Genomic DNA, 11,231 nt, shown 5'->3' with positions numbered 1-11,231 from the left:
ATGGCGATTGCAGCAGGTATGCCAGTACCTGAGCTTTATGTCATGGATAAAGAACAGGGCATTAATGCCTTTGTTGCTGGGTATCGAGTAGATCAAGCTGTGATGGTCGTTACACGCGGCGCTTTGAATCAGCTTAGTAGGGACCAACTACAGGGCGTTATTGGCCACGAGTATTCACACATTTTAAATGGCGATATGCGCTTAAACATTCGTTTAATGGCGGCGCTGGGCGGTCTTGTTCTTTTAGGGCAGGTCGGTCGTTTTTTCCTTGAATCAACATTCTATTCTGGTCGACGCTCAAAAGATGACAATAAGCTACAAATAGTCTTTATTGGCGCAGGTATCGCTTTAATGCTGGTCGGCTACATCGGCGTGCTGGTGGGTAGAATGATCAAGGCTGCCGTTTCTCGGCAACGGGAATTTTTAGCCGATGCAAGTTCGGTGCAATTTACGCGTAATCCAGACGGGATAGCAGGCGCTTTGTTTGAAATTAAAGAATCGACTGAGGGTTCATTGCTAGGGCATCAGCACGCAGAAGACATGTCGCATTTTTGCTTTGGCGAATCAGTTTCTTTGTCTCAAAAATTATCCACGCATCCGCCTTTGAGTGAGCGTATAAAGCGCGTTAATCCTAATTTTCTTGTTAAAAATAAAGCCAAAAGACGACAAACTGAATCTGCGGAGCAAAGTGTCGGTCGTTCTGCACCGAATGTATTTGAGGCGACCATGGCTGCTGCTAGTTTTTCGGCAATGGTAGGCCAAGTAACGCCTGATCATGTTGAGTATGCTCAAACACTTTACAAGCACATTCCTGAACAAATTAAAATGTGGGTACACCAAAGTGCGGGTGCCCGTAGTTATTTGTATTGCCAGATATTGCTCGGCAATGACCATCAGCGTCAAGGGATATTGAATGAAATAAAATCTCTTGATCCTGAGGTTGTTGATACGCTGCAGAAAATGTGGCCGTTTACTAAACAAATGGATGAGCAACTTCGGCTACCGATTTTAGAAATGGCCATTCCATCGCTAAAGCGAATGACTGAGCAGGAACGAGTCGTGTTTGTCGACCGGCTAGAGCAACTCGCCAATCTCGACGGCAGGATCGATTTTGTCGAATGGGTTACTCTCACGCTAACCAAGCTGCGCTTAAAGACCCAAAAACCAAAACCGCAACAACGATTGAGCTCTAAAATTGATCAGTTTAAGAGCGATTTAGACATTGTTTTTACCGCCTTAGTTGAACTTAACCCCGATAAAGAGAAAGCCGAACGAATGCGTGAAAGTGTTTATTCTAGGTTTCAAATGGAGTATCAAGCGAATAGTACGTTAGAAGAGGTAGGTTACGATAAGGTAGCCAAGGCATTAGCTAACCTTGAATCAATTAGTTTTATGTGGCGAAAAACTATTTTACAGGCCTGTGCTGACATTGTTGAATCTAATGGCAGAATTGCATTTAGAGAGTATGAGGCGTTAAGAGTGTTGGGTGAATGTTTTGATTGCCCAATTCCCCCCTTGGTAATGGAAGTAGTGGAGGATAAGGTTACCTATCTTGATCCGATAGAGTACCGAGTATAAAAATTTTATTTTCTTATGATCCAGTTGGAAATGGTCGTGCGTATAACTATCGAACCCAACAAGAAAGACAGGAAATAAAACATGAAATTATCAAAAATTATCTTAGCTTCAATCGTAACCGCAACCTTAACACTTGGTAACTTCGCTTTTGCGGATGGCCACGGAATGAAAAAAGACATTGTCGACACTGCCGTTGCTGCGGGTAGCTTCACGACTCTAGTCACTGCTGTGCAAGCTGCAGATTTAGTTGCAAAGCTTAAAGAAGAAGGTCCATTTACTGTATTTGCACCTAACGATGAAGCGTTTGCTAAAATTCCAGCAGATACATTAAATGCGTTGGTTGCAGATAAAGAAGCACTCACTGGTATCTTAGGTCTGCATGTAATTGCCGGTAAAAAAATGGCAGCAGACGTGGTCGGGATTTATCAAGCAACAACTATTACAGGGCGCACGCTTAACATTAAAGTTATGGGCGGTGAGGTATACGTCAATGGTTCTAAAGTTATTGCGACCGACATTGAAACTTCAAATGGCGTTATTCATGTAATTGATACCGTGATTACAAAGTAATTCTACTATATTCAGATTTTTGTTAGAACTTCTTAGAAAAGCCTTCTCACTACTTAGTCAGAAGGCTTTATTTGTTATTTTTAGCATCACTAAGTCCGGCCGTTCTTATAACAATAACCCCTACTGTAAGGATTGCTCATATATCTATAAATCTTGACCAAATCATTTTTGCAGCTAGTCTTTAGCGGAATAAATCAATTCTAGGAATCACTCGATAAAGTGGTTTGATCATTATCGCTAAAGAAGCATACACAATGAAAGTATTAACAAAAAGACCCCTGCAGACAACTCTAATTTTTCTATTTACTAGTCTTTTTCTTGTGTTTGGACTGGTTGTTGTAACGGTAAACTTTAAGTTGAGTCTCGATTTAGCTAAATCAAATGTCGAGCAAACAATGGATGTTATTGGTGACTTTTCAGCGGTGACCTTAAAGTCTATGTTTTTACCCATTGAAGTGGAGATCAGCGTAAGCGAACAGCAAGTTATTTCAAGCTTGAAGGATCAGGATCGATCCAACATTTCGCCTATTATGACGAACATTTTAAATCGTCATGCCAATACCATGGCCGTCTATATTGGCTGGGACGATGGTGATTTTATGATATACCGACATGCAGATCGTAATCGTCACCCCATGCTTGGACCTGATGCATTTTATACCCTTGAATATGTTGAGCGCGGCCCAGAAGGCATTACCAATAAGTCCCTTTATGAATTGAGCAGTCAAGGCAGCTATCTAGCAGCACATGATTCAAAATACAGTTTAGATCCGCGTACTCGGGAATGGTTTCGTTTAGCGAAAGGATCTCAGAATATAGTGCATACAGCGCCTTATGCATATTTTACTGAGAATGTTTTAGGGATTACTTTAGCAAAACACAGTAATGACTTTGTTTTAGGTGTTGATATATCTTTGTCGGAAATTGGTAACGAACTAGGGTCAATCAACTATTTTCCAGAAGCCGACTACTTTCTCTTAGATCAGAATAAAAATGTTATATCTTCAAATAATACCGAAATTCTTAGTTCATTGGTTAGTTTAGATACTTTATTGTTGTCTGATTTAGAATCATCAAAGTATTCATCTCCTGAGTTAAGTAATTTAGAAGTGGGGTCGACTATTTATGAGGCGGGTCGGCAGTCATGGTATGCATCGAGTAAGGTAATTAGCACTGCCAGCAATAAGACCTATTTTCTGTTGTCTATCGTAAGCTCAAAGCAAGTTTTCAGCTCTACTTATAATCAGCTTTATATTTCTCTATTTGTTGGCTTAATTATTATTTCACTAGCGCTCATGATGGTCTGGTTAGTTTCAAAGCGACTCTCGGCAAGTATTGAACTATTAAGTGAAGAAGCAGCGCACTTAGCAGGGTTCGATTTCTCTAAAAAAATACACACGGATTCCCCAATTACTGAGGTATCTGTTTTAGCTGATTCGATGTTGAGATTGCAGAAAACGGTTCGAAGTTTTTCTAATATTTCGCTAAAAATTCAAAATAGCTTGTCGCATCAAGACCTATACAATTCCTTATTGTTGGAGTCTTCGCTTGCAATGGAAACACCTTACGGCTGTTTGTATTGCTATGATCAGGAGAGTGAGTCCTATCTGCTTTCTAGTGAACTAGATAGTTCAACGAAACCCCACGTTCCGGTTACAGATCAAAGTTGGTCAACTATTAGTCGGTTAGCCTTGGAGGAAATATATAAAGACAAGTCAGACCGACCCGGTATGGACTACACATTAGCCGTCGCGTTAAAAAATAGCCCTTTGAGATTCATTCACCAAGATCAACGGTTCGCTAGGTTAAACAACCGCTCACGATGCTTATTGTTGCCTTTGTCTTCTAAGGTTGGAGAGCCGTTAGGGCTTATTGTCTTAATTAGTGAAAAAGAAACTAAGCTTGATATCAAGCAAGTTAGGTTTGGCAATGTCTTCGCTCAGTTTGCCAACTCCGCCTTGGAGAATTATCAACTTTATGAGCAACAAAAAGCATTGCTTAACTCGTTTATTAAGTTGATTGCCAGTGCGATCGATGCAAAATCACATTATACTGGCGGTCATTGTGAGCGAGTACCAGAGCTCACGCAGATGTTAGTCGCAAAGGCTGAAGCATCAATGCTGCCCGAGTATGCCGAATTCCAGTTAGATGAAGATGATTGGGAAGCTATTAGGATTGGTTCTTGGTTGCATGACTGCGGTAAAGTGACAACCCCGGAGTTTGTGGTCGATAAAGCGACTAAACTGGAAACCATTACAAACCGTATCGATGAAATACGCACTCGCTTTGAGTTGTTAAAGCAATATGAAGAAACCAAGTTTTATAGTAAGCAGGTTGATCTACTCGCTTTGCAAGGGCAGGTCGTTTCATCAGCTGAGCTTGCAGATTTGGAGGCCACTAAAGAAAAGCAGTTAGCGCAGCTTGATGATGAATTTGAATTCGTCGCCTCGTGTAACGTAGGCTCCGAGTTTATGTCTAATGAGAAAAAGGTCAGATTGGCCGGTATTTCTCAGCGGACTTGGATCCGAACGCTAAATGATCAGTTGGGGTTGTCGTGGGCAGAGCTAGAACGAAAGCCCAAGCCGCCGCAAAGCCTGCCAGTCATTGAAAATCTGCTGGCGAATAAAGCAGAGCACAAAATTATCAGGTCAGAGGGTAATAGATTTGGTGAGGGGAACCCTTGGGGCTTCAAAATGGATGTTCCTGAGCTGCTTTATGACCGTGGCGAATTGTATAACTTACAAGTAGAAAAAGGCACTTTAACCACCGAAGAACGATTTAAGATTAATGAGCATATTATTCAAACGATCATTATGCTCGAAGAGCTCCCACTTCCTACTGCGTTAAAAGCGATACCTGAAATAGCCACAGGTCATCATGAGCGAATGGATGGCGAAGGCTATCCAAGGAAGCTAATGGCCGCGCAAATGAGCCTACCGTCACGCGCCATGGTCATAGCTGACGTTTTTGAAGCATTGACGGCAAACGATCGCCCATATAAAAGAGCAAAAACGCTAGGCGAAAGTATACATATCATGCTCGCAATGATGTGCGACAATCATCTGGACCCTGGATTGCTAGAGTTGTTTATTGAGCAAGAAGTCTATCGTGACTACGCTGATAAGTTTTTGGATGAAGTGCAAAATAACCCGGTAGATAAGCAGGCTATTCTCAAGAGTATTAGCGAGTTTCGGGCGTCACAGGAATAGTGGCCAAATAGTGGAGGCAAAAAAAAGCACATCCTTATAAATAAAGATGTGCTTAATGCTTTAACTTAATAAAATTAAATTAAGCTTGAAACTGTGCACGACGACGTGCAAAAACAAGTGAAAGTAAGCCGATCATCATTAGGCCAAAAGTTGCTGGCTCAGGTACTTCAGTAATGATTGATAACACAGACTCACCTATCCAGAAGCTACCCGTAGACCAAATTGTTACATCTAATAGGCCATCTGCATTTAATGCACCTAGTGCACTAACCTCAAGATTGTTCATAAATGAGCTACCGAATGTAAAGCCACCCGTGTCAAAGTCGAAATCTTCAACTTGAAAAATAGCAGCATCATACCATTTTTCTTTCTCATTATAGATATCAATGGTAAGTGTGCCAGACAGTGCGCTGCCTAAAACAAAGCCGTTATCATTGAGGTCATGGGTGTAGTTTGTCTGGCTTAGGCCGCTTACCTGAGTGTTTACTAAGTAAGAGTCAATTATATTGCTGAACGCGGGGCTTGCGATAAGCGCAAAAAACATAACACTTAAAATTAGCTTTACTTGTTTCATTTTAAAATCCTTTCATAAATCTATCAGTAGAATAATAGGAGTAAGCAAAGAGTAGGCCATGTTGCAGTAAGGCTGTATTTATAGGGCTTGTCATATGAAAGTGGGAGCAAAAAGCAAGATCATGACTCTGGCGTGTAAAGGTTTCCGACACGCTAAAGCTCTATTTGACCAGTTGAATGCCTTATTAGGGCTTTTTTTTGTGAGCTAGCCCTAAAAACATTTGTGATTAGTGTAAAAAATACCGACATACAGCATAATTTCTCCTTGTGCCTTAGCCTTAGGTTGTGCGGGTAAGCTTAGACTAATCTAATTTATCCTTACCTTTCAAAATATGAGTTTCTTTGCCTAACGTGTGTGTTTGACCCGCATCCTCTTGCTTAAATCACCTTGTTTCTATAAAATGCCCGCCCTCTGCTCGAACTGAGTAGAAAACACTGTGTTTTACTAATTTATAGAACACGTTACTCCTTACCTTACTGTGTGTACTGTTTATCGTAGCCTCAGAAGGTTGTTAACCCGGAAGGAGCATTTATGCGCCATTACGAAATCGTTCTACTGGTTCATCCAGACCAGTCTGAGCAAGTACCTGCAATGGTAGACCGTTATACGTCTGTTGTTACAGATTCAAACGGTACTATCCACCGCAAAGAAGATTGGGGCCGCCGTCAGTTAGGTTTCCCAATTCAAAATGTTCACAAGGCTCACTACGTACTATTAAACGTAGAAGTTTCTGACGAAACTATTGAAGACCTTAAGAGCACTTTCCGTTTCAACGATGCAATCGTTCGTAGCATGGTTATTCGTCGTAAAGACGCTGTAACTGATGCATCGCCAATGATGAAATCTGTTGAAGCTAAGAAATTGAAAGATGAAGCTCAGGCCGCTGCTCGTGCACCGCGCGCTGAAGATGAAGCCACCGATGACGTTGCTGAAGATGATTCAGCGGCTGAAGAATAATAGGAGCTATAGCTATGGCACGTTTTTTCCGTCGTCGTAAGTTCTGCCGCTTCACTGCAGAAGGTATTACTGAGATAGATTACAAAGATGTTGATCTATTGAAAGGTTACATTACTGAAACTGGCAAGATTGTACCTAGTCGTATTACAGGTACAAGTGCGAAATATCAGCGTCAATTGGCAACAGCCATCAAGCGCGCTCGCTACCTTGCTTTGTTGTCTTACACAGATTCACATAAGTAATCTGAGTAAGAGGAGGGTGTTACTGTGCTAGGACTTGCACGCTTTGCGATGAAAAGCCCGCTGCACACAGGCATGCTCGCAGCATTATTTGCTGCAATTCCAATGTTGTACGCGTTAAGCGCAGCATTGGTTGCGTTAACTACTTTACGGTATGGCGCCACCTACGGTACTCGCGTTTTAGCCGCGGCCTTAGCAGGTGCGATGGTGTCTTGGCTCATGTCAGGTATCCCGCTGCCATTACTGGCTCTACCTTTTGTCGCTGTTCTGGCCATGGTGCTAAGGGCAACGCAGAAGTGGAGTTATACGTTGATAGTGGGTTCGTTAATAGCGCTTGTTTTGGCCAATGGCCTGCAAAACCTATTTACGGATCAAATTGACGGCATCATGAATATAGTTCAGCAGGCGTTAACCGGAGGTGACTCTAGTTTACCGTTGTGGCAGTTATTAGAAAGCTCGAAGGCAATAGCCGGATTCTTGTTAATGACGTCAATGTTGCTGGAATCATATTTAATGCTGTTGTTAGGACGCTACTGGCAATCGGGTTTATATAACCCAGGTGGTTTTCGAATTGAATGGCAGAATATGCGATTCAATAAGCAAGAAATTGTTGTATTGATAGTGTTAGTCGGCATTGCTTGGATGACACAGCGTGCAGCAGTAATGCTGTTTGGAATTCCGTTTATTTTCGCAGGTCTTGCGTTAGTTCACGGAGTTATAGCAAAAACAAAATTAGGTGGACAGTGGTTAGTGGCGGTTTATATCGGGCTAATACTGTTTAATCACATCATTGTACCGGTGTTAGTTTGTGCGGCGATTATAGATGCGATGATCGATATTCGATCAAAGTTGCCAAGCAACGCACAGGCAAACAACGAATGAGGTAAGCGAGATGGAAGTTATCCTGCTTGAGAAAGTTGGTAAAATGGGCGTTTTGGGCGATACCGTAAATGTAAAAAGCGGTTATGCTCGTAATTTCCTTTTCCCTACAGGCAAAGCGGTTGTTGCAACTGCTGACAATATAAAATTATTTGAAGATCGCCGTGCTGAGCTTGTAAAAGCTGAGCAAGAAAAATTGGCATCTGCACAGGCGCGTGCTGATCAGCTAGCTGAAGTTGAGCTAACTGTTACAGCTAATGCTGGTGAAGAAGGCAAGTTATTCGGTTCTATTGGTCCTCGTGATGTTGCTGATCTTGTATCTGCAACGGGCGTAGAGATTGAGAAATCTGAAGTTAAAATGCCAGATGGTCCAATTCGTTCTGTGGGCGAATACCAAATTGCTGTGCAACTTCACCCTGAAGTTACATCAGAAATTCACCTAATCGTTGTAGCAGAAGCTTAAACGAACTAGGTTCAAGAAAGCGCACCTCGGTGCGCTTTTTTTATGTCTGTTTAATAGGTGATTATTGGATTACTGAATTCACCAGCATAGTTGACACAGATCTAGAGCTGGAACCTGATATATATCGGTACTTAGACCACCAGTCCCACCATTCGCGTTTTTCGTAATCATCAATGTTGATTGCTTGATTATTTACAGTGCTACTATTATAAGCTGATTCGATAGATCGAATAGAAGTCATTTTGTTACCAGTCGTGTTGGACTTCATTTCGTTGTGGGCAATCGTTTCACTCATAATAATAGGGTAATGATAGTCGTACAGCTGGCTCGCACTAGGCGCATTGCTAATATAGGTTATTTTGCCATCGCTGCGAGTATCTCGACTGCAGGAGTCGTAACCATAGGCATAAGCAGCACCACAAGCACTGTGCATAGGAACCACCGAGTCATCAGCGCCATGTATTATTGGCTTGGTTGCAAAGCCAAAGATTTCATTGCCTGTGCCAGCAACACGCAAATGTGGAATGGCAGGGAAGCCATTGGTAGCGTGGTTGCGCGCCACCGATGTTTGTAAGTCATTCATCACGCCTACATTGAGTCCAAAACTAAAGTAGAAGCCCGCGTATTCCAATAAACCACTGATGATACTGCCGCCGAAATTGACTCCGTTAGAAACGCCTACGCCAAAATTTGCTAGCTCGGTACCACCGCCGGCTCCTGCTAAATCAACCACAGCCGCAATTTTTAACTTGCTAGCTTGCGATGATCCGAAAATTGAATTTTTATTTTTAATCAAAAATCGGGAAACTAAATCACCAGTTGAATGTGTAACAATGACGCATTGGTTAGCACAGTAGTTTTCATCCAGTAAGGCTTGGATTTGTGGTTGGATAATGCTGATTATGCCGCCTGAGCCGGTTAGTCTTTTGTGCGAGGGCCAATGGATTATGTTGCTGTTCGGACCACCTTGGCGAACAAACGCTGGGTCTATTTCTTCCCAATAGTCAGCAGCATCTGATTGACCATTGTCTGAGGGAGGGGAGACTATATGAAATGGGTTAAAGCCATGAATCAAAATGACTTTTTTGCCGCCAATATCAGCCTGGGCGAAGCCAATTAAAATCACAGAAAAAACGGTTAATAGCCTTATTGCTTTTAGTTTTATCTTCATCTTTTCGTACCTATTTTTATTTTAGTTTTAGTAGGCATGATCCATTGCCTGGGTTAATCAGTATCGGCCGAGCTTGCGTCGATGACATGATTCGAAAAATCGTTTTATTGCTTAGACATTGATTGTAAAAATTCTAATCTAGCCAGGGCTTCAGCATCAAGAAAGGGTTCATCGGTGTAGTCATTGAATGGATGACCTTGTATCGTGATTGAAGGTAGAGACACAAGACCCTGCGTAGTCTCAAAATCAGGAGGTGATGGCATTTGCTCTAACGCAATGTGTTTCAGTAAATAATCGCCTTCATCTTGCATTGCCTTTAGCGCACGAATATGCGCCCTCAAAAGCAGCTGTCCTGATCCCCCAGTCAACTCCCCTTCGGTTGTAAGATGCAGTAATGGTCTGTTATCTGAAGCGGCATAGAGGTTTGCTTCAATACGGTAAAAGCCCGGGGATTCAACGCGCAGGTTGACCGGAATAATGAGCCAAGCACCATCGACTCGACTTGGCTCTATGCTAGTTAATTGAGCACTGTCTGCATCGAAATATTCACGTAGAATCGGTGTAGACACAACCCATTCATTGGCACTAGAGGTTAAAGTAGCCACCAGTTGCAGTTCATCATTTTGCCAACGCTGACCAAGGGGTGGAAATTGAAAAGGTTGCTCATGCTCACTAGGTGTCGCGATGATATCGGCAATAATTTGTCCTGCTTGAATAAGAGTTAATCTCAGCTCCGCGTTAGCCTCGCCCTTCACACTAACAGAACCGGTAATTGCCTGACTTGGAGAGAAGCGTAAATGATCACTACGAAGGGAAAGTAAAACATCGTTTTCCTCAAAACGAATGGGCGCAGATTGGTTTGGTATGTATTTTTGTACGGTGGTGGGATCAAATATGGGCAGTGATTCACTGGGGTATTGAATCGCCTCAGCAAATTGTATGGCAACGTCGTCGTACTGTTCTGCCAATGGCTCTTCTAATGTGGTTTCGGTCTTTGCGCGTTGGCTTGGCAGACTTTGAGTTAAAAGCGGTAGTGCCGTATTAGTGTGCTCATTACTATCATCCACTGCAGTACTCATTGAGGCAGAACTCAACGGTATTGCCGGTGTTTCATTGCGAGACTTTAACCACAATGTAAAAACTAGCCCGATGGTTATTAGTGTTAAAGCGACAGCAGCGTTACGTGCGAACATTCTTTTCTCCAGCAAGCGCTGAAAACTGGACAACGTTAACTCAGCTTTCAAATCGGCATTATTTTTATTGTATTTGCCTTAGCAAGAAGTTTTTCAATAACAACTTACTAGTTCCAAGCTAAGCGTAAACTGAAGGGAATGCCAGATATCACTTTAATTTAGGAATGAGTTTCATAAGTGACTGAGTTTGACGGTAGCATTGTTATCTTAGCTACCTAATGTCAGTGTATTCTATTCCGCAAAAATGAATTCGATGTTGAAATATTGCTTGCCGACGTAGATCGGTGATCTTCATTTTGATTTGCTGCGCATAGACCTCAAAGGTGTATTTATTATGAGCTATTAACGTTGGCGAATGAACTCCAGATAAATACCTAAAGTTGTGAACCAGTTCCCTA

Annotated in this window: 11 protein-coding genes; 7 read left to right on the top strand and 4 right to left on the bottom strand. The window is 42.2% G+C overall.

Annotated features, from left to right (window positions below; all coding sequences use genetic code 11):
• The 3 genes from ACI882_RS17955 to ACI882_RS17945 all read left to right on the top strand — a co-directional run.
• Nucleotides 1-1,578: M48 family metallopeptidase (locus ACI882_RS17955; protein WP_411748588.1), on the top strand; the 1,578-nt coding region annotated here is incomplete at its 5' end.
• A gap of 81 nt (nt 1,579-1,659) precedes the next feature.
• The gene (locus tag ACI882_RS17950) at nt 1,660-2,148 is read left to right on the top strand and encodes a fasciclin domain-containing protein (protein WP_411744381.1); all 489 of its coding nucleotides are present in this window, start codon (nt 1,660-1,662) and stop codon (nt 2,146-2,148) included.
• 254 nt (nt 2,149-2,402) lie between these two features.
• A complete protein-coding gene (locus ACI882_RS17945) occupies nt 2,403-5,357 on the top strand; it encodes an HD domain-containing phosphohydrolase (RefSeq protein ID WP_411744382.1) in 2,955 nt (984 codons plus the stop codon).
• 79 nt (nt 5,358-5,436) lie between these two features.
• Here ACI882_RS17945 and ACI882_RS17940 read toward each other — a convergent pair whose 3' ends face one another.
• Complete coding sequence (locus ACI882_RS17940) at nt 5,437-5,931, bottom strand: PEP-CTERM sorting domain-containing protein (protein WP_411744383.1); 495 nt, start codon at nt 5,929-5,931, stop codon at nt 5,437-5,439.
• Between the two features lie 531 nt (nt 5,932-6,462).
• Between ACI882_RS17940 and rpsF the strand changes: the two genes are divergently transcribed.
• From rpsF to rplI, 4 genes are read left to right on the top strand one after another with little or no spacing between them, the layout of a single operon-like run.
• Entirely contained in the window at nt 6,463-6,888 is a 426-nt protein-coding gene (gene rpsF / locus ACI882_RS17935; protein ID WP_411744384.1) for a 30S ribosomal protein S6, read from the top strand.
• 14 nt (nt 6,889-6,902) lie between these two features.
• On the top strand, nt 6,903-7,130 hold the full coding sequence (gene rpsR / locus ACI882_RS17930) for a 30S ribosomal protein S18 (RefSeq protein ID WP_196157428.1): 228 nt from the start codon (nt 6,903-6,905) through the stop codon (nt 7,128-7,130).
• A 24-nt stretch (nt 7,131-7,154) separates the two neighbouring features.
• Nucleotides 7,155-8,009: a hypothetical protein gene (locus ACI882_RS17925; RefSeq protein WP_411744385.1), complete on the top strand. Its 855-nt coding sequence runs from the start codon at nt 7,155-7,157 to the stop codon at nt 8,007-8,009.
• 10 nt (nt 8,010-8,019) lie between these two features.
• Nucleotides 8,020-8,469, top strand: coding sequence for a 50S ribosomal protein L9 (gene rplI / locus ACI882_RS17920; RefSeq protein ID WP_411744386.1), 450 nt, complete (start codon nt 8,020-8,022; stop codon nt 8,467-8,469).
• Between the two features lie 61 nt (nt 8,470-8,530).
• Here rplI and ACI882_RS17915 read toward each other — a convergent pair whose 3' ends face one another.
• The 3 genes from ACI882_RS17915 to ACI882_RS17905 all read right to left on the bottom strand — a co-directional run.
• Entirely contained in the window at nt 8,531-9,640 is a 1,110-nt protein-coding gene (locus ACI882_RS17915; protein WP_411744387.1) for a hypothetical protein, read from the bottom strand.
• Nucleotides 9,641-9,744: 104 nt separating this feature from the next.
• The gene (locus ACI882_RS17910) at nt 9,745-10,833 is read right to left on the bottom strand and encodes a hypothetical protein (protein WP_411744388.1); all 1,089 of its coding nucleotides are present in this window, start codon (nt 10,831-10,833) and stop codon (nt 9,745-9,747) included.
• 211 nt (nt 10,834-11,044) lie between these two features.
• Nucleotides 11,045-11,231 (bottom strand): hypothetical protein (locus tag ACI882_RS17905; RefSeq protein WP_411748587.1); only part of this gene is annotated, 187 nt, incomplete at its 5' end.

This window comes from Reinekea sp. (assembly GCF_046710285.1).
Lineage (GTDB): Bacteria > Pseudomonadota > Gammaproteobacteria > Pseudomonadales > Natronospirillaceae > Reinekea.
Note: the sequence above shows the minus strand (reverse complement) of the source record. Positions and strands in the feature narration are given on the sequence as shown.

Coding starts and splice junctions, on each gene's coding strand:
- ACI882_RS17910 (WP_411744388.1), bottom strand. CDS start 10,833: ATGTTCGCACGTAACGCTGCTGTCGCTTTAACACTAATAACCATCGGG.
- rpsR (WP_196157428.1), top strand. CDS start 6,903: ATGGCACGTTTTTTCCGTCGTCGTAAGTTCTGCCGCTTCACTGCAGAA.
- rpsF (WP_411744384.1), top strand. CDS start 6,463: ATGCGCCATTACGAAATCGTTCTACTGGTTCATCCAGACCAGTCTGAG.
- ACI882_RS17950 (WP_411744381.1), top strand. CDS start 1,660: ATGAAATTATCAAAAATTATCTTAGCTTCAATCGTAACCGCAACCTTA.
- ACI882_RS17940 (WP_411744383.1), bottom strand. CDS start 5,931: ATGAAACAAGTAAAGCTAATTTTAAGTGTTATGTTTTTTGCGCTTATC.
- ACI882_RS17945 (WP_411744382.1), top strand. CDS start 2,403: ATGAAAGTATTAACAAAAAGACCCCTGCAGACAACTCTAATTTTTCTA.
- ACI882_RS17915 (WP_411744387.1), bottom strand. CDS start 9,640: ATGAAGATAAAACTAAAAGCAATAAGGCTATTAACCGTTTTTTCTGTG.
- rplI (WP_411744386.1), top strand. CDS start 8,020: ATGGAAGTTATCCTGCTTGAGAAAGTTGGTAAAATGGGCGTTTTGGGC.